We start from the raw sequence: 20,505 nt of genomic DNA, 5'->3' as shown, positions 1-20,505 counted from the left end.
TTCCGCTCGGAGATCGGTTCGGCGCAGCGCTTGGAGCCCCGCCGAACCGCCACCGTCAGGTCGTCGATTTGGAGGTGTCGGTGAATTGGATGCCGAGCAGAATGTTTTCGATCTGCTCGAGATCCGAACCGGGGGTCACCGCCAACGTCCATTGGGTAGGTTTGGCGACGGAAAGAGACTGCTTCGTTCTGGTAACCAACCGCTGGTCGGCACTGAAGGAGAAGTCGAGCGGTGTCTGGCCCGCATCGAGGGTGAGCGACAGGGACTTCGAAGGCTTGCCGTCGAGCCACAGGGCGAGGCCCTTGATCTCGCATGAGGTCATGTTGGGTCGAAACCGACTCGGGTCGACGGTGATCGAGAGCGGCTTCGCGCCCTTCGGTTGGATGAAGGCACGCCATCCGGGCAATTGGGCCAAGGAGAACAACGAGGCCCCATTGAACGCGGGCCTGTTGTTTCGAACAAAGGCCTTGAAGGCCCGGTTCCCGGCCATTGCGGTGTATTTCACTTGAATGACCACATCGGTGATCTGACTGAAATCAAAGGGGTTTTCCGGTTTGGGCATTTCCAGGAGCCAACTGGATACCGCACCGGTGCCTTCAAAGGGCAGGTAGCGTTCGTCGTTGAAATTCAACGTGAAGAGTCCCGAATCGTCGATTCCCCGAGTCAGCGCCACCTGCTGGCTGGGCCGCACGTCCACCTTGAGCGCCTGATTGGGCTCCGTCGTTCCGGACCCGGCGCCCCACAGGCTTTTGACGGCGATCTCCCCATCCGTATCGTCGGCCGTGACAATCCGGTTGGAGAGCTGGGTGAGGGTGGCATGGATGTTCTGGTAGGGTCCCAGCACAGCGGGGATCGAGATGGAAAGTGTCTTGATTTGCCGCGAGAAGTGTCCGGGGAAATCGAAATCGAAATCCAGCTCGGCCAGGTCGAACACACAGGATCCCCCGTTGACGAGATCCAACAGCGCCTTGGGATCGAGTGCGGCGAGAGAGATGGTTTTGGAGATCTCCAGACGGCGTTCGTGTTGATCGTTATAGGCCTTTTCCATGCGCTGCAGGTCGAGCATCAGGGACTCCCCTGCCAGTAGGCCCTGGTGGAGACCGTTCCAATAGCCGGGCTTGATGAAACCGGCACTGGTGGGGTTGTCGACACGGCCGATGTGCTCGAATTTCCAGGCATTTTCCGCTTGGACCGCGATGTCGTGGGCCAGTTGGTAGGCCTGGAAATACAGCCCGGCAACTTTGCCGATGTACCATTGGTAGAGTTGGCCGTTGGTGAACTTGTCCTTGTAGAACTCGGCCACCTTCTGGTTTTGCTCGATGTTCTTTTGGAGCAGGGCCACCTCCTGTTCGGCGAGCCGCTTTTGGTATTGCGCGGCCAGGATCTGCAGGCTGATCTGACGGACGTCGTGGGTCGCCAGACTCAGTTGGAGCTGCCAGTCTTCGCCGCGACGTTGGAAAGTGGAAATGGTGCCGGCCAGGCCCGAGGCGGAACCCAGGGCGTTGCCGACGCCCTCGAGCACCTGGCCCGCCGAGGCGATGGCGTCCCCGGGTTTGAAGCCACCATCGGCCACCCCGAAGATCGTGGGCATGAGATAACCCGCGATGGCCAATCCCTTGGGAATCTGGCCGGCGGTCAGCAGCGCGATCGACACGCCCTGCAGGGCGATCTGGGCGGTCTCGCCGGCGGAGTAGCCTTTGGCGATGAGTTCCTGGTAGTGACTCTGCCGCGCCAAAGCTCCCTGCAGGCCCGCTTGCAGTGCCTGGAGGTTTTGTTCGGCGGCCTGTACCTGGTCCTGTTTGGTCGCCTGGGTCAAATCGAGGATATTCTGTTGGTTGCTGTTGTAGAGGCGCGCCAGTTTTTCGGCGTCTTTTTTCTCGAGAGCGCCGAGCAGCGTCTGTCCCAGCGAAACGACCGTTTGGGCCACCGCCTTGGCTTGACCCGCCATGACGGTGAACCGGTAAAAGGGAATGACGGCGTTATGGGCGGAAAGTACCTGGTCGACGCCCTCGCCGGCGGCTCCCGCCGCCACGAGCGCCATGGGGTCGATGGGTGGCTGGAACAGCGGCAGGACGTCCTTGCGCCCTTCGATGTCCAGGCCGTGGCGCAGGTTGTAGAGCCGTTGCTGGACGGTGTCCCAATAGGCGAGGAATTGCTGGTTGCGGGGGATGCCGAACGGATCCAGGTAATCTTGTATCCAGAGGCCATGCTGCTCGGTGCCGACGAGAATCGAATCATCCGAAACGAACAGGGTCGAAATGTCGAAGTTCCGGCCTTCGGGCGGGAACACACTCTGCCATGTGGCCCCGTTGTCCTTGGTAACCCAGAGACCGGCCTCGGTTTGGGCGAAGACGCTGCTGCCAATGGCATGAAAATCGACGATATTTTGGCTTCCCAAGTTCGGGTTATCGACCTCCTCCCAATGTTCACCGAAGTCGTGGGAAACATAGAGGCCGTGGGGATACCTGGACAAGCCTAGGTAAAGCGTATTGTTCGAGCTGAATATTGCGCTCACCATCCCGACGGTCGAAGGAGCGCCTATCGGCCACACTTTTTTCCATGTCTCTCCTTGATCGACGGACTTTATCAGGGCGGTTCCATCTTCCATTGCGGCCAATATTCCGCCATCGAAACCCTCAATCTCGATAACCCATTTGTACGCTCCAGAAGAAGGGTTAAAGGGTACGCTCCAAGTCTTTCCACCATCGGTGGACTTCAGGATCTTTGCATTCCCCTCGCCCGTTCCCGCGAAGACCGTATCTCCTACGATGGCACATGTCACGACATTTTGCTCGAGGTAGGAGGTCGATGTCCAAGTGGCACCATGATCGACGGAAATCCACCATCCTCCGATGGTCGAACTGACACACATTATTTTGCCGGAACTAATGATTCTACTGACCATCGCGTTTTCTGGACCACCGGCATGAGCCACGTTGGTCACTTGTTTAAATTGCTCACCCGGATTCATGTACCAAAGACCATGTGCAGCGGTTCCCACGAACAGGGTGGTACCGCTGCCATGGATCGAATGAATCACCTTGTCCTCAAACTTTGAATCCCAGGACCACGTTGCACCAAAATCCCGCGAAAACCACAAACCCATATCTGAAACGACCCATACTATGTTCAGAAAAAGGTACATGCTCCGAATAGATGCATCTTTAGGCAGGTTCAGTCCGGAAACCTTCGTAACCTGATTCCAGGAAAGCCCAAGATCCTTCGAAATCCAGAGACCATTCCCGGTCGAACCGTGCGCATCCTTACCCAGGCCTGCGAACAGGGTCTCGCCAACTTCGAGAACGGCTTCGATTGGATCCTCGCCCGGAATCGGGAACTGCCACCATTGGGGTGCGATGCTTCCGTAGTTGAAGTCATGAATTGGGTCTTGGTTCGCACCCGGCGCCGGTTTCATCCATAACCCACGCGTTCCGGTACCAAAATAGTGGGCATGTTCGGTGGCGAGGAACGTCCGCACTTGCATCCCCTGTTGCCTAGGGACCAGGGCGATCCATGTTTGGCCTCCGTCGTCGGACTCCCACAACCCTTGACTCGTGGCGGCGTAGATCGCGGAACCGACGGCATACAGCCTGTCGATGTCGGTTTCCTTCGGCGCTGCCACATCCTCGACCTCGGAAACTCGTTGCCACGTGTCCCCGGCGTTTTTGGTGATCCAAAGTCCGGTACGGTAGCCATCGGTACCTACGAGCACGGTATTGCCGATGCCATAGATACTGCTGATCCCGCTCTTTTGGGTACCGGTGCCCTTGGCCTGCATCACCACCTGCCAGGGTTTGCCCTGCTCTCCGGAGCGCAGCACGCCGTCCCCCAAGGTCCCCGCGAAGTCGTGGGACCCCGAACTGAAGACGGCGGTGATGTGGAGGTTTTCGGTTCCAACGACCTGACGCCAGGAGGTGCCCATATCCGTCGAAAGCCAAAGACCCATGGTGGTGGTCCCCACATAAATCCGATTGGACACGTCGTAGATCACATTGATCTGGGCCTCGTAGGGTTCATGGGCCGCATTTCGAGGATGACCTTCGACCTCGAGGACCACGCCCCAACTGGCGCCGTCGTCCGAGGAAACCCAAAGCCCCTCGCCTTGGGTACCGACGAAGGTCACGTCTCCTATTCGATGGATCACGTCGATTTCGGCCTGTTTGGGATTGGTTACCCCGGTGACCCGGGTGACTTGGCTCCAGGATCCACCGTTCAGTGACCAAAGTCCGTTGTTTTTGGTACCGATGAACAGGGTGCCGTCATGCACGAAATGGGACAGGACATCGCCGTTCTTCAGTTTGGTGACCTGGGCCCAGCTATCGCCGCCATCGGAACTGCACCAGAGACCTTTGCTGGCAATCGCCGGCTGTTTGGCGGCGGTCGTCGCCGCGTACAGGTTTCCATCAAAGGCGAAGATCGAGCCGATCAGGGCTTGATCGGGTTTGGCCACATTTTGGGTGGCATTGCGCGCCACTCGGGTGACTTGTCGCCAGGTGGATCCCTCGTCCTTCGAGATCCACAAGCCTTGGCCGCGTCTGTCAGCATCCCCAATTCCCGTGCCCACGACCAAGGTCACGCCATCGCGAAAGACTGCGTTGACGGCTTTCCCCTCGAGATATTGCTGCATGGCTGAATCCGATCCCGGATCCCTGATCGGATGTGTTGGTTGAGGCCCCAGGTCTTGCGGCTTTCGGCCCAGCAGGTCGTAGGCCGCCACGTACAACATTTCGGCTTCGGCGAGGGTCTCGCGGGTATTCTCGCGAAAGAGCATGTCTCCCCATGCCAGCAGGTTGTCGACGTAGTGCATGACCACGGATTTCTGGTAGGCGATGGGTCGGTATTTGGCGATGTCCTGGGGATCGTAGGGATCGATATCGGATTGATTCAACTGGGTGGGGTCGCTCGAATCTTTGAGCAACTCCTGAATCGGTCCTTCGAAAAGCTCGGTTTCCAAGCTGGTGTTGCGCCAGCTTCGCAGCCCTAAAAAGCGCCAGTACCGGTCGTTGGGATTGCCGTCCTCATCCCCAAGATCCCAATCCGGCTGGGGCACGGTGGGATTGAAGATGTATTGATACCAATTCCTGGCCTCGCTGAAATGCTGGTGGGTATGGAGCTCGTTCGCGACCAGGAAAGGCACGTGGAAAAACAGCTCCCAGTAGTAGTTGCTCATGGCACTGTCGAGGGTGAAATCGATTTGGTTCGAAGGATAGCTTCCCTGGGGAACGCTGTTGGGATCGATCGAAGCGGGGTCGAGAGGTATCTCGGCCGCCCGTTGGGCTCGAATGGAAAGCAGGGCATCGAGACCGTCGGGTTGGTGCAGCAGTTCACTCAGCGTGCGGATGGCAGTACTGTTCAGGCGATGGGTTTGCAGCGCCACACCGTGGCCCGGTAATGGGCGAGGGACAAACAAGTATTCCGAACCACTGAACGCAGCCAAAGACCAGTTGGGCTGCCCGAAGATCTGAATCTCAGGTTTCTGCTTATTCGCAAGGGCAAAGCCACCGCGACCGAAATCCGCGACAACCTTGTCTTTACCATTTTCATAAATCGCTTGAATTTGATCGAAGGTCAAGGCACCGTTTTGGGCCACCTGCTCTTGAACTTGCCCCGCAAACTCTTCCGAGATGCCCGGCACCTGAATGGGAGCCCCTTTCGTTTTTGCAGGGGTTACACGTCCAATCATCGACCCATTGAAATATGCTTGGTCCTTTACGAGGCATAAATGGTTACATGAATAGGGCGGAAAGCTGGTGTTTTCCATTAAGGTACCGTCAATGAACACACCTACCCCGGCTTGGACGGACAAGTTACCGCAAAGCGTTGTGGGTTTCTGAGTCGGACCCACCGAAAACCACTGTGATACGGATTGGGTCGGACTTGGCCAGGAGTGACCGTATAACCCTTTGCACCATAGAGTCGCGGTTGAATCCTGTAATTCGCCGGGCAAATCCAGCCATTTCGGGTATGCAGGCCACATGTACTTGCTGGCGATACCACCGCTGAAAAGCTCGGATTCGGAGATACTGAACATTTTATTACTGCCGTTCTTCTGGAAATCCGTGAGGCATACATATAAGGTTTTCACAGAGTAGAAATACACGGGAAAGACGCGACCGGACCAACCGGTTCCCAAGTCCGAATCTTCGAGTTTCTCCAGGGTTTGGGCAGCAACCCATCGCCGATGAAAGTCCATATGGGAATACTGTATCTTGTAGGTGTAGATCGAATTTTTTTGCGAATCCTGACCGGACTTCTGTTTTTCCACCCAAAACAAGTACCACTTTCCGAACGCGTAAATGGGTGTCAATCCGGATATCTTAATATTATCTGCTTGGGACGAATGATGGAGGATCGGCTGCAAATGCACATTCATTTTTTGCCACTGGCCCCAATCCGCCGGGCTGTATTGATCTGAATTCGGCGCTCGCTCGAAGGTGGCCACCCGATAGTAATAGTGTTCCGGCTGGCTCGCCGTTCGGCCGATCAGACACAGTTGCTTGGTCACCATGCCGTCCGTCACGGACGAATGCGCCGCCGCACCCACGATATCGAGCTGGGCCACCTCCGCGAAGCCGTTCATGTATTCCTGGAAGGCGGCGGTCACGTTGTCCGGGTTGGTCATGTCCACCTGGCGCAGGTCCTGTTCCAGCTTGGTGAACAGCGCCGTCTTGTCTTTGCGCAGCTCGGGTTGAATGTAATTTTCCGGGTAGAAGAAGACCTCGCGGTTGGCCTGCCAGGTGCGGTAGGCGTGCATCCATTCCCAAAGCTCGTTCAAACCGGGATCGACCGTCACCCCCGGTTCCAAATGGTTCAAACACCGATAGATGTAGAGCTGAACCGCACCAATCGCTTCTTTGACACAGGAGGTTTCCACCACACCGCTGACTTCCACGTCCAGCAACAGGTATTCGTAGAGGGCACGAGGCGTCGAGACGCCCGTTTGGGCCATGGCCAGGGGCACCAGGCGGTCACGCAACGCTTCGTTCAGTTGGTTTTGGACCTTCACCACGGCGTCGGAATTGGCCCTCCCTCGCTTCTGGAGGCCGGCCCAGAGCGCATCGGCCAAGCCGCCCACGGCGGTCGGGGTTGCGGTCGCGTAATCCGTCTGCCTCAGTTGCACCAGCGTGGTGAGATCGACGCCCAGTTGGCGTGCGGTGGTCACATAACGTTGCATCAGCGCGATCTCGGCCACGGTGTATTGGTGCCGTGGCGACCCAGCGGGTGAAAACAGCACGTCGTTCAGGGTATCGATCCAGCCGGGAGACCATCCGGTAAGGGTCGCCAAGGCCGCGATGTCCGGTACGTCCGTCGTGTTCGCCAAAATGCCCAACAGATTGTTTTGGGTGTCCTGAAAGTCGTGGACGAGGTTGGCGAATTGCTGCATGGTCTCGACGGAAGCCAACGAGATGGGGTACGTGGCCGTAGGCTGGTAATCGTGTTTGAAGAATCGGGCTTCGGCCGGCGAGAGGGAGAGCCCGGTCACGAGCATCGCCGCCTGTTGGAGTTTGCGCAGCGTTTCCAGAACGGTCGTCCCCAATGCCGCCTGCTTCCGGGGATCCGCGGTCGCGCCCGCTTCGCGCACGAGACCGACCAAAAACCCGAGCAATGAAGGCTCCGGCGGTTTGGGATGGGTCTGCCAATCCACCATGTTCTCCAGGTTTAGGTCGGCCCAATCCTGGAGAACCGCCGCCATCGGCGTGGCGAGATGGTACAGTGCCGCCAAGTGCTCGGTAAACGTCTTTTGTTGCAGGGCTTGGTAACGGTTCAAGGTCCCTACGATGCCGGTCGTCAGGTCATCGCCTTTTTGCGGCCTTTCGTTGCGCCGTTGTACCTCGGCAAAGAGGAAAAGCGAGGTGCGGAACGACAGGTGATCGGGAGATGAACCCGACAGCCCCAGTAGAGCGGCCATGGTTTGGGTGAACACGGCCACTATCGCCGCTTCGACGGCGTCCCGATTCCCGCTTTCGCCCGAGAAGGCCACGATCGCGTCGGCATCGATGAATGGCGGACCCACCTTTTGGAACTGTGCGTAGAGGTCGCCAGCCATCGACTCGGCCTGGGACGTGGCATGGGGCAGGGCCCCCTGGAACTGTGCGGCGACATATGCGATGACCTGGGCATTGGAGGCACCCGGGGTCAAGGCGCCGCCCGATGCATCGATGACTTCCTTTTTAAAGCCTGCGTCGCCCACCAAATTGCCGATGAGGGTCTCGTTTTGCAACACGCTGGAGAGCGCTTCCTGGAGCTCGTTCTTCACCGCATGAAAAAATGCCTTGGGCGTCAGCAGTGTTTTTTCGATGGCAACCGTCAGCCCCGCCTTGAAATTGGTGACCGCATCCGCACCCAACACCTCGTTTTGCACGGTGGGATCCTCGCTGTACCCCCGAAGGATGAATTGCAGTTGGGGCATCGAAAAGGGCGTGGATGCCTGCCAGGTGACGAACTCGGTCAAGGCCTGCATCGTCCACATGGCCTCGGCGCCGTTCTTCGAGGCCAATGGGTCGCCACCGCTTCCCGAAAGATCGATCGAGCAAAACCGATTGACATTCTGGCCGGTGATCGTCGTCTTCTCTTTGTCGATCGCGAGAGACTCAAAGACAAGCATTCTGTTTTGCTGCTTCGCGACCAAGCCCAGTTGGTGAGAATCCGAAGTCGCGATGGTGATCGTCACGGTTTGGCTCTTGGGATTCGGGGCCACCTTGCTTTGGATGACGGTTCCATCGACCAGGATGTGGGTAGGGTTGGCCGGATCGACGATCCGGAGTTGGCTGCCCTGCAAGGATTGCCCATTGAAATTGAGGTAGTCCATCAACCCTGCCGTCGGATCGCCCATCAGGACGGCGCCGGTGAGGCTCTCCTCGAGCGAGAGGTTCGTGAGTTGGGACAACAGGCTGAGCCGATAGAAAATCGCGAGGGTCTGGGGATCGAGTTTCAAGGCGGTTGTCTGTTCTTTGGCTGCCAGCAACCGGGCAATGGCGAGCAGGTCGTCCTGGCTGAGTTTCAATGCGGCCGCCAAGGCATTTTGAATGGCTCGATCCGCCGGCGAAGGATCGGCGCCGCCGGGCTGTGGTACCGTCCAGGTTGGATCATCCGACCACTTGGGCGGGTTTTTGACATCCGGCCCATTGAAGACCTGCTGGAAAAAGGCGGGACCCGATTTGGTGCCGAAATTTTTGAGCGTGCCGATCAGGGCACAAGCTTGACCGATCGACAATCCGCGAGTTCGTTGCAGGCCGCGAAGCCAGGCCAGAAAAGGCAGGGCCGCGTCGCTGATGACCGGAGCACCCGTGTCTACCGTCTGATCCGCGTTGACGATCAGGCCCGCCGTCCGAAGTGCCCAATCCAAATCCGCGAATGACCACCCGAGCGCATGCGCCAGGCGGATAAATCGATGGATGCGATCCAACCGTTCGAACGTAACCTGCGTCAGGGCACCGTTTGCGTAGGACAGGTTCGCCGAAGCGGTGGCTAACTGCTGACTGGGAACGGTTTCGTAGAGCGCTTTGCCGCCTTTGACGCCGATGAGCGCCCATGAGTCCCCTTTTTTCAAGTTGAAGATCTGGGTACTTCCCAGCGTCACCATCACTTCGGAGACGTTCTCCTTGAAGAACAACACATTTTCGGTGCCGTAGTCGCCCAGGGTCACCACGACCACGGTTCCGCGGGGCAGGGCTTCGATGTCATTGACCAAAAGCTCCATGACATGCGAGAGGTCAGGCCCGTCGTTGTGGTCGAAAGCGTAATCGTAGAGGTCGTACCGGCGGGTGCTCCGCAAGGCGCCGCTCGCAGGATCGATCACCGCCACAAACATACCGTGTTGCGTTCCTCCACACACTTGCTCCCCATCGAGCGTAATGGCGGCGGTGCCCGACGAGGTATCGGATACGGCCTTGATCGAGAGGCTGCCCGGCCCCAATCCGAGGGGATCACCCGAACCCCGGTTGATAAAAAAGCCAGCGTTTTCAGGCTTGCCTCGGCTCGGATGCAGTTCGGCATCGCTCAGGTCTTGAAACAGTAGCGCCTGCAATTGATCTCGGGAGAGGTCCGTTTGCTGGAGAAAGGTCCCCAGTCGACTCAGTTTGGAAGTCAAATCGCCGGGCGAGGGAGAATTGGGCACCGGTAATCCATAATAACCATAGAGCTTTTGGACATCCACCGGATTGGTTTCGTCCAGCGGCGTGCTGACGAGCGCCCATTGCTGCGGCGAGAGATTCAGGGCCTCCCGTGCCATCGCCACCTGGTCCATATCCACATGCGGGATCGCCAAGTCTCTGCGCAGGCGGGGCAAGCTGGACCCCGCTTGACCCAGACTCGCCCCAACCTGATCCAAGGGGGCATTGTAGGGCAGATTGAAAGGATAGGAACGCTTGGCCAAATCCGGGTTTTTGAGCTGTTTCTGCAATACCTCGTTCACGATTTCCAGCTTGGAAACCATGACGTCGGTATGCCGCTCATCCAACGGCAGGGTCCACAGGTCGGGCCGGCGTCGATACAGCGATCCCGAGCCTGAAGACGGCGCGATGTACTTCTGTTGGGTATTCAACAAAGCGACCAGGTAGGCCGCTGGGGAAAACACCGAACGCCAATCCTCCACCGAATAGAAATCGGTGCTGCCGAACAGCGTTTCATAGGTAGGTGTCAGACGATGATGCGCCTGCCCGTTTCCATGTTCGGTGATTTTTGGATCCGACTGCTTCACTGCCATGTTTCTTCTCCTATTTTGGAATCCCAAATTTCGAATATCGACGAACGCGTTCCATCTCGAGGCGCACCGCTTCCCTCGATCCGTCTGTGATTCGACGGACCCTTGGATCATGCGCGGAAGCACCGAACACGCTTTGGTTCGATGGCCGTGTTCTCGCCCGAGGTGCGCGATTCTCGCTCCGGCCCTGCACCATATCTGTTGGGCTGCGGCCGTCATGAACCATGCTCGTGACACGGACTCTGCCTGCCCCAACCGTTCGGTAATCCCTAGGCCGGCACCCATCCGGAAACGAACAGATCGTACCCGTCACGCCGGCCCGTTTGGATGGGCCCGGTCTCAGGTCTCAGGTCTCAGGCCTCGGGTCTCAGGTCTCAGGTCTCAGGTCTCAGGTCTCAGGTCTCAGGTCTCAGTAAGGTACTTTTTTTCAGGTAATTAGCTGACACCTGGCACCTGATACCTGACTGATGGCACCCGTTTGCATTGCCAACCCTGCCGCTTCAGAGGAACATTTTCACGGCAACCCTGTCTCTGGATGCACACGACGCTGGATTTGCTTCGTTTCCAGGTGTTATAAGTGAAGCGATCAGAAACACAGGTTTGGGTCAATTTTTTTATAAAAAACCAGGCGCTCCGATGTTTGGACCGTGCGGCGGAAAGAACCATCGGCACCCCTGGCCGCTGAAATCGTTCCGCCAGATGGAACGGTCCACGATGAATTTGTTTATCCGAAGAGGCCCGCTCATGCTTCCTACCTCCAATCCCCCCGACGTGGACCGCATCAATGGATTGCTGTCCGCCTGGCATGAAGGCGACAAAGGCGCCTACAACGAATTGATCGAGTTGCTGCATCAGGACCTGGCGCGCATCGCCCATTTGAAATTCCGCGGCGAACGGGTGGATCACACCCTCGAAACCCACGCCCTGGTGAACAACCTCTACCTCAAGCTGTTTCAGACGGAAAACGTTCCATGGAAGGACTATCTCCACTTCCTCAATTCGGCGGCCTTGAGCATGAACCGGCTCTTGATCGACCATGCACGGTCGCGGCAGCGCAAAGCTCATGGTTCCTCCGATCCCATCGGGGATATCCCATTGCGGGAGTTGGGCGTCAAAGACCACTCCGATTTGGCCGACTATCTGGCCCTCGGGGAAGCCTTGGAACAATTCCGCCAAATGGACCCCGTGGCCGCCCCGATCGCCGACCTGAGAATCCTGGGCCTGTCCTTCGAAGAAATATCGAACCACCTGTCCATGGAAATCAGCAAAGTGAAACGCGAGTGGAAGCTGATCAAAAAATTCCTGGTCAAGCGCATCTACGGGAAGAGGTGAGGACCTCGCGTGGGCTAGGGATCGGGTGTCACGGCGCCTGCCGGCGGTCGCGTTTCCGAGAGGTGGTGGGTGACCAGGTCGCGGAGATCGGGATGGTTCACACCACTTTCGGCCAAGCGGTCCAACAGGGGCTGCGCCTGGCCGGAATCCCCCATCAACACGAGTGCCTTTGCCCGCAGCATGGCGTATGGAAAACGCTGAAGGTAGTGATCGTCGGTAAGCGCCAGCACCCGTTTCAACAGGGGTTGCGCCACCTGTTCCTTACCGAGATGTTTGGCGATGCGGGCCTGTAGAAGAACCGCCGCCACCCCACTCGCCGAGGGTGGCGATGGATCCGGGAACTGTCGTTCGGCCTCACGGGCCGCCGACAGGGCGCGATCCCACGCGCCGAGTGCCATCAACACCTTGGCGCGACCGTTGTACGCCGCGGCCAGCGGCAGGGACCACCGGGCAAAGTCGGGGTGCTTCGAAGCCAGGTCTTGCATGGCTTCCAGAGCGCCGAGACTCTGGGCATCGGCTTCCTCGAGGTGACCACCCGCCAACAGGGTCGTGGCCAGGTTCAATTGCGCCAGTGCTCGCGCCTCGCGCCAATCCGCATTGGCGGGGTCATGGGTGACCAGGTTCGCGGCCAGATCCAGGCCACGCCGACTGAGGACCACGGCTTCGTCGGCTTTTCCCTGAAACACCAGGCTTCGCGCGACGAATTGGCAGCTTTCCGCCAAATAAATCGCCAGGGGGATGTTTTCGGGCTGGTTTGTGACCAGGCGTTCATAGATGGCCTTGGCTTCGCGACGCAAATCGAGTGCTCGAGCCAATGCAAATTGCTCCCAGGCCGTTTCGGCGTACCAGGTGAGGCTGTCGGCCAAATCCAATTGAAGCGAAGCGTCATCGGGAGCGCCGCGAAGCAGTTCCCGCTTGAGCCGGACCGAGTGGGCGAATGCGGACATGGCTCGTGCGATATCACCCGATTCGCGGTGGATGGCGCCCAGGTTGTTGTGGGCGTAGGAAGCTTCCAAGCGCCAATAGTCGCTGTCCGGATGGCGGGCGCGCATGGCATCCGCCACCTCTTGGTACCCTTGAAAATGGTGGGTGGCCAGGTCCAGGCGGCCATCGAGAAAGTGGACTTCGCCGAGCCAATAATGACTGTGGGCCAGATGGGTCTGGTGGGTTTGATCGTTCGGATGATGCAAAACGGCCACTTCGGCACGTGACAACGCTTCGCCGAAGCTCTCGAGCGCCCCCTTGGGATTGCCTCGTTTCAGTCGAATTTCCCCAATGGCGAGCAGGGATCGAACCTGTTGGGCGGCGGTTTCGCCGCTCACATCATGAGGCAGGGTCGCAAAAAACGACTGCGCCTGATCGGTGACATCTTCGAGCAGGTCCAGGCGCCCCACGGTATCCAGCTTGTCTTTGAGATCGCCGAGCATGAACCCCACGAGGGCTTCCGCCTGGCCGCGCCGAAAATCGGCTCGCTTTTCGGCGTCGAAGGCCACGACGGCCGCGGTCGTGATCGCTCCCACCGCGAGACTCAAAACCGCAACCGGCACGCGGTACCGTCTCAGGAATTTCGTCATCAGGTACAGGGTCGCCCATTGTCTGGCGCGCACCGGATAGCCGTCGAGGTAACGTTCGATGTCTTCGGCGAACTGCTCGCAGGATTCGTAACGTTCCGCGGGATCGTAGGCCAGTGCCTTGAGAAGAATGCAATCCAAATCACCGCGCAGATGGCGACTCAGTTCCTTCGGACTCGTTGGACCGATGTGAAAGGCCGGTTCGGTCGCATCACGTTGGCGGGTTGGCGAGATCTTGACGACCTGGCTGGGTTTCGTCGGCCTTTGTTCGCGCAGGATGACACCCACGACCTCGGGTTGCCGGCTGGGAAATTGAAAGGGGCCTCGACCGGTGAGCAGGCGGTAGAGCACGACCCCCAGGGACCAAAGGTCGGTGGCGGTGGTCAAGCGCTCGCCGCGCACCTGCTCGGGGCTGGCGTACTCAGGCGTCATGGGCCGCCCACCCGGTTGGGTCAACGTCTCGCTGGGATGGCCCGAATCATCCAAGAGCCCGGCAATGCCGAAGTCCACCAACTTCGGATCACCGCCCTCGGTGACCAGGATGTTGCTCGGTTTGATATCGCGGTGGATGATGAGGTTGCGGTGGGCATAACTCACGGCCCTGCATATTTTGGCGAAGAGACGGAGTCGCCGGGTCAGATCCCACCGATGGCGGTTGCAGAAGCGGTCCACGGGTGTCCCGATCACCAATTCCATCGTGAAATAGGGATGCCCGTGATCGGTTTGGCCACCACCCAGCAGCCGCGCGACATGGGGATGCTCCAGTTGGGCCAGGATGCGGCGTTCCTTCTCGAAACGCTGCACGTGATCCTGGTGGAGACCCGGCCGTAACAATTTGACGGCAACCTCGTGGTCGAAATCGCCTTCCCGAATCGCGCGATAGACGACGCCCATGCCGCCGGCCCCCAGCCGCTCCACCAAACGGTAGTCGCCCAGCCTCGTGCCCTCCAAATCGCCTTCGAGTCCCGGAGCATATTCGGGTAGGTCCTCTGGGGCGGTATGAAGATAGGTTTCCACTTCGCGCAACAGGTCGCTGTCGTCGCCACAGGCGTCGACCAGAAAACCGCGGCGGTCGGTGTCACTGCGGCGCTGAGCTTCCAGCGCGATGGCCTTGATTCGTTGCCATCGTTGCGGATCCATGAGACTTCCTCTAAAAATTCGTTTCCGTCAGAAATCGATCCTCGTTCGATTCAGCGCTTCGGCAACACCTGGTCGTCCCCAAAAACCGGGATCCGCCCCTTGCGAAACACTGAATCGGCGGAGATTGCCACAATCGATTCAGGGTTTTCGGTTCGCGGAAATCAGGGGATCACTTGGGCCGAAAGCGACATCTCATTTGGGGATCGACGATCCGGTCCTGCGAAAGCCCGTCGTTGGGTCTGAAACGGAATGCGACTTCACTGACGGTGGTGTCGTCGGATAGCGTCAATTCCAGGGTGCGGCCCTGGGCATCTAAATCACAGATCACTTCTTTCACGACCGCTTCGCCCGTTTTACCGGCCTGGGCCAGGTGATGTGCGTAGGTGTGGGATGCGGGATAGGTCGTGGCGATCGGCGGCTCGGTGGGCGTTTCCCAATAGATTTGGGGGAAATCGAACCGCCAATCCAGGTTGTTGAGCGTGAATGACACGGTGCTGAACGGTTCGAACACCCAACAATCGGGAATGAGGTTTTCATTTTTACTGATCGCGCCATCGACGTAACTGCCTTGGTCCTTGACGTACTGGATCCAGACGGAGTCATCCCCGTTTTTCGCGTCGACCGGACCGATCTTGATGACTGGGTTGGGAACGACGTCGTAGTTCATCTGATATTCGTAGGTCGCCATGTTCGCTCCTGAACACCTGGAATCGCGTTCAAGTCCCACCGGCTCGAATGGGCGAGCAAGATCGCCATTCCGGAAGGACACGCATGGCTCCGCCCTGGCGATGCCATTCATCGCAGTCGACGGAAGCTCACTCGGTGCTTTGAAAAATTGATTTCTTTGGGAAAGGGGGTATCAACCAGACGCATCCTAGCAAATAACCATCGGGCGATCCAAGCAAAAAACCTGAATAGGCCGTTCCCTGCGCGAAGCCGATTTTTTCAGTCGGCAAAAGAGGCAACCCTTGACCCATGACGTTCGATCCATCGACCATCCCGCTCGCCAGCAAGTGGTCGCCGGACCCGAAAGATCACCGCTAATCTTTTGAAAATCAACAGCTTTCAGGTGCACATCTCACCGTACCAAGCTTTTCCTGCTCGAGCCTTCGTTTCATGTTCCGGCAACGTATTCAGCACAACGCACGGGTTCGGGAGCCAGCAACCAGAAGTTGCTCCGAATTTATTTTTTGTTGACTCCAACAAACCTCGAAAACCTGAAATAATTAGGTTATCTCTTTCATCCGCTCGGGATTCGTTTTCACGCCCGACACTTCTCTTGCCGTCGTCACAGGACCGTTCCGTATGAAGCTCCTATCCGCCGTTCTGCTCTTTTCTCACTGTTTCCTCGGTGCCGCCGATTCGGAATTCGTTCACCTGAACCTGTGGGAAGTGGTCCAGAGTAATTCGGTCTTTTCGATCGTTCAGGATCCATCCGGGTTGATGTGGTTCGGCACCGACCGGGGTCTGGTGACCTACGACGGCTTTCGCTTCCGGCGTTTCGACGGAACACGTCCGATCTCCTCGAACCTCGATCGATCGCCCATCATGGCCCTGGCGCGCGACCCGAAATCCGGCATCTGGATCGGCTCCCAAGACGGACTCTGGCACTATCGGGTGCGCGAGCATCATTTAAAGCGTTACGGCCCCGATCCCGAGCGGCAAAACAGCCTGCCCCACCAGACGGTGCTCTCACTCTTCTTCGACCGTGACGACGTACTTTGGGTCGGGACCGATGGTGGCCTCGCACGGCACAATCCCGATCAAGACGACTTCACGGTGTACCGACACGATCCTACCAATCCCAACTCGCTGGTTCAAAACGAGGTGTACGTGATCCGTCAAGACCGGGGCGGCCACCTGTGGTTGGGCACGGAAGGCGGCTTGAGTCGCTTCGATCCGGACACCGAACGCTTCACCAATTACGTTCACGATCCCGCGCAGCCCAACAGCTTGATACCCGGCGGAATCTACGCGTTGACACTGGACGCGGCCGACAACCTGTGGGTTGGCGCGGCACCCAACCATGTCTCCCCCGAAGGCGGCGGGCTGGCCAAGCTCGACGCAAATCGCACCCATTTCAAACACATCATCGAAAACCCGGGCCCTCAACGACTGGAAATACGAAATATCGGCGCCTTGTTCCGCGACGGTCGCGAACGAATCTGGGTGGGCCTCGCCAATCTCATGGGAGGCGGCCTGTCCCTGCTCGATCCCCAGCGGGAGATGCTGACCCATATCCACCCCTATCGCAGCGAGGTCCGTAGCCTTCTGGGGACCTCGTTCGCGACGTTCTATGTCGCCAGCGACGGCTGGCTGTGGATCGGCACCCACGGCACCGGCATCTACAAACTCGACACCAACCAGTTGCAGTTTCACCCGGTACGGGCCCTTCCCCATGAACCCAATTCCCTGCGCGGCAACCACACTTGGACCATCGGCGACGACAGCGCCGGCAGGGTCTGGGTGGGCACCTTGTACGGTGGACTCAGTCGCTGGGACCCGGAAACCAATCGATTCGATCACTATGCCGAGTTGCCGACCGATCCCGAGACGGGAAAACCCTCGTGGCTGACCGCGATCCACGTGGACGGCAGCGACCGCGTGCGCATCGGGACCTGGGGCGGCGGGCTCGGTGAATACGAACCGGAAAGCGATCGAATCGTGCCCCTGGGGGACGAGCAGCCAACCGTGACAACGCCGAATCGCCACATCAAATTCATGCAGGAGGGTTCGGACGGGGAGCTCTGGATTTTTGCCAGCCACGATTTGCAACGCCTTCACCTGGAAACGGGCGAGCTCACCCAAATCGACTATCCCGAGACCTTTCTGCCGATCGGTTACGTGCGGGTGGCCTCCAACGTTCACGACGGCCAAATGTGGATCTACCGCAAGAACGAGCCGCCGACGCGCTTCGACACTCGATCGCAACAGTTTCACTTCGAGTTCCCTGCGGAGAAAAAACCACCTCAGATCAACGCGCTCCACCTCGATCATCGTGGCGAGTTGTGGATCGGCACCGCCATCAACGGTCTACTGCGCTACGATCCCGAAACGCGTCAGGTGAGCCGGTTCGACTCGAGCCTCGGACTCGTCCACAATTTGATTTGGGGCATTCAGGAAGATCGCGCGGGAACCTTGTGGCTGCACACCCCAAAGGGGATCTCCCAGTTCGATCCCGAAAACACGACGTTTCGGAATTTCCGGATCGACGTCGACTTCCAAGCCCACAGATACGGCTTTTCCACGGTTCATCGAGGCCGGCAGGATCAACTTTTCTTCGGAGGCTATCCCGGCTTCCTGTTTTTCGATCCCGCCACCATCGAAGAACCGCGCGCCGGGCCGCCGGTCATCCTCACCCATTTCGAGTGTGCCAATCCCAATCGCGACATCGTGGAAACACTCGACTTTCTATCTTCCGACATTCTCCGTCAGGGCATCACCCTGCCCCATGACGAGGCCGATTTCCTGATCCAGTTCGCCGCACTCACCTACGCCGATCCCAGCGCCAACCGCTATGCCTACATGCTCGAGAATTTCGACCCCGGCTGGCGACCGGCGGGCATCGGCATGCAGGCGGCATTCGTCCGCCTGCCGCCCGGCCACTACGTGTTCAAGGTCAAGGCCGCCAACCCGGACGGCGTGTGGAGCGCAGATCCCTTGACCTTCCCCATCACCATCACGCCGCCGTGGTGGCGAACGACCCTGGCTCGGTTCCTGTTCTTCGTCGGGTCGTTCGCGCTCCTGGTTTGGGCCTTCCGATTCCAGCAGAATTACTGTCTGAGAAAAGAGCGGGCCGTCCACCAACAGCGCGAAAAACAAATGCAAATCGAGGCGGCCCAATTGCAGGCCAGGGCAGCCGCGGCATCGGCGGAAGCGTTGCGCGAGGAAAACGCCCGCAAGAATCTGGAGCTGGCGAAGGCCAGAGAACTGGCACAGATCAACGCGAGATTGGAAAAGCAAACCGCGGCGCTGACCCTGGAGCGGGAGAAAACGGAGCACCAAGCCAAAAAACTGCTGGAACTCGACAGGTTGAAGTCGCGGTTTTTCGCCAACATTTCCCATGAGTTGCGCACTCCGCTCGCCTTGATCCTTCCTCCCCTGCAGGACGCGCTGGATCACCGATTCGGACCCCTCCAGCAGAACCTTCAACGCATGCTGAAGGTCGCCCACCACGAAGGCACCCGCTTGCTGCGCCTCATCAATCAATTGCTCGAACTGGCCAAACTGGAGGCCGGCGCCATGGAATTGCGGGCGCGTCGCGGCAATCTGGTGTCCTTTCTGGAGCGGATCGTCTCGCTCTATCGATCCCTGGGGGAGCGGCGCCACATCGACTTGCAATTCCAATCGAATCGGGACGAGATCATCGCCTTTTTCGACCCCGACAAATTGGAGAAGGTCTTCTACAACCTGCTCTCCAACGCCTTCAAGTACACCGCCGAAGGCGGCAAGATCAAACTGAGCATCGCTTGGAAGGACGGGGAAGACGGCGAATGGGTACAGATCCAGGTCAAGGACACGGGCGAAGGGATCCCCGAAGACGAGATCCAACGGGTCTTCGATCGGTTTTATCAGGTCAGTCGCGAAAAGGGAGGCCGGCGCGGGACCGGGCTGGGGCTCTCCCTGGTGCGCGAGCTGACCGAGCTGCACCACGGCAGGGTGGCCATCGCCTCGGAACCGGGATTCGGCAGCACCTTCTGCATCGACCTTCCCTTGGCCAGGGAGGCGTTTGCCCCCGGTGAAATCCTGGATGCGGTGGTCCAGGAGGACATAGGGGTGCAGGCGGTCGATTCGATCGACATGGATCTCGACTTGGCCGCGGTTACCGACGACACGGGCGCGATCGACGAGCCGACCTCCGGCGCGCCGACCATCCTGGTGGTGGAGGACAATCCCTCGTTCCGCCAATACCTGCTCGAACGGCTGGCCGAGCGCTACAAGGTCATCGGCTGCGAGAACGGCGAGGTCGCCCTCAAGGAGGCCCGACGCGAGCCTCCCGATCTGGTGCTCAGCGACGTCATGATGCCGGAGATGGACGGTTACGCGTTGTGCCGCGAACTCAGAGCCGACGCGTCGCTGGCGCACGTACCGGTGATTCTGTTGACGGCCAAGGCGTCCGACCACAGCAAGATCGAGGGGCTGCAGATCGGTGCCGACGACTACCTCGCCAAACCGTTCAACATGGCGGAACTCTCGATTCGCATCGAGAACCTCATCGAGATTCGGCGAACGCTGCGCCGGCGGTTCAGCAAGGAGATGAACCTGGGTCCCAAGCGGATTCTGGCCGAATCGGCCGACGAAGCATTCCTGCGCCAAATCCAGCAGGTGGTCGAAACCCATATGGAAGCGTCGGCGTTCGGCGTGGCACAGCTCGCGGAGGAAGTCGGACTCAGCCAGCGCCAACTGCAACGCAAGCTTCGCGAGATCACGCGCCTCTCCCCTGCCGGGTTTCTGCGAACCATGCGGTTGCAACGCGCGGCGGACCTGCTCGAACAGGAGGCCGGTACGGTCGCGGAAGTGGCCTATCGAGCGGGCTTCAAGAATCCGGAGCACTTCTCGCGGCTTTTCGCCCAGGTGTTCGGCGTGGCGCCGTCGAAGTACAAGGATTACTTGGCCGAAAGGATGCCGAGAGAAACCGCCGGTTGACCGGGTCTCGGTGGGTCTCACCGAAACGAGCATCTCCCACCTCCCCGTCCCACCAGAGGGCCTCGTCGCTGCACCTTGGGTAGGGTCGGTCACGTGCCTGGAATCGAAGCACCA

General features: G+C 58.8%; 5 protein-coding genes. 2 read left to right on the top strand and 3 right to left on the bottom strand.

Translation table 11 applies throughout. From position 1 onward, the window contains the following. Positions 1-55: 55 nt before the first annotated feature. The gene (locus J3U87_RS25050; protein ID WP_237378524.1) at positions 56-10,705 is read right to left on the bottom strand and encodes a Tc toxin subunit A-related protein; all 10,650 of its coding nucleotides are present in this window, start codon (positions 10,703-10,705) and stop codon (positions 56-58) included. Between the two features lie 741 nt (positions 10,706-11,446). Here J3U87_RS25050 and J3U87_RS25045 point away from each other — a divergent pair. Next, positions 11,447-12,034 carry an ECF-type sigma factor gene (locus tag J3U87_RS25045; protein WP_237378523.1) on the top strand — a complete coding sequence of 196 codons (588 nt, stop codon included), beginning with the start codon at positions 11,447-11,449 and terminating at the stop codon, positions 12,032-12,034. A 14-nt stretch (positions 12,035-12,048) separates the two neighbouring features. Here J3U87_RS25045 and J3U87_RS25040 read toward each other — a convergent pair whose 3' ends face one another. Both J3U87_RS25040 and J3U87_RS25035 read right to left on the bottom strand, forming a co-directional pair. Further along, positions 12,049-14,745 (bottom strand): serine/threonine-protein kinase, encoded by a 2,697-nt coding sequence (locus tag J3U87_RS25040; RefSeq protein WP_237378522.1) that lies wholly within the window; start codon positions 14,743-14,745, stop codon positions 12,049-12,051. 169 nt (positions 14,746-14,914) lie between these two features. Then, a complete protein-coding gene (locus J3U87_RS25035; RefSeq protein ID WP_237378521.1) occupies positions 14,915-15,433 on the bottom strand; it encodes a hypothetical protein in 519 nt (172 codons plus the stop codon). A gap of 617 nt (positions 15,434-16,050) precedes the next feature. On the opposite strand from J3U87_RS25035, the gene J3U87_RS25030 reads away from it, so the two are divergent. Further along, positions 16,051-20,391 (top strand): two-component regulator propeller domain-containing protein, encoded by a 4,341-nt coding sequence (locus J3U87_RS25030; protein ID WP_237378520.1) that lies wholly within the window; start codon positions 16,051-16,053, stop codon positions 20,389-20,391. Positions 20,392-20,505 lie beyond the last annotated feature (114 nt).

Source organism: Sulfidibacter corallicola (assembly GCF_017498545.1).
GTDB lineage: Bacteria > Acidobacteriota > Holophagae > Acanthopleuribacterales > Acanthopleuribacteraceae > Sulfidibacter > Sulfidibacter corallicola.
This window is presented reverse-complemented; position numbering and strand designations above follow the sequence as displayed.

Bases quoted from the DNA above. Each gene is read 5' to 3' on its own strand.
- J3U87_RS25050 (WP_237378524.1), bottom strand. From the start codon at position 10,705: ATGGCAGTGAAGCAGTCGGATCCAAAAATCACCGAACATGGAAACGGG.
- J3U87_RS25045 (WP_237378523.1), top strand. From the start codon at position 11,447: ATGCTTCCTACCTCCAATCCCCCCGACGTGGACCGCATCAATGGATTG.
- J3U87_RS25040 (WP_237378522.1), bottom strand. From the start codon at position 14,745: ATGGATCCGCAACGATGGCAACGAATCAAGGCCATCGCGCTGGAAGCT.
- J3U87_RS25035 (WP_237378521.1), bottom strand. From the start codon at position 15,433: ATGGCGACCTACGAATATCAGATGAACTACGACGTCGTTCCCAACCCA.
- J3U87_RS25030 (WP_237378520.1), top strand. From the start codon at position 16,051: ATGAAGCTCCTATCCGCCGTTCTGCTCTTTTCTCACTGTTTCCTCGGT.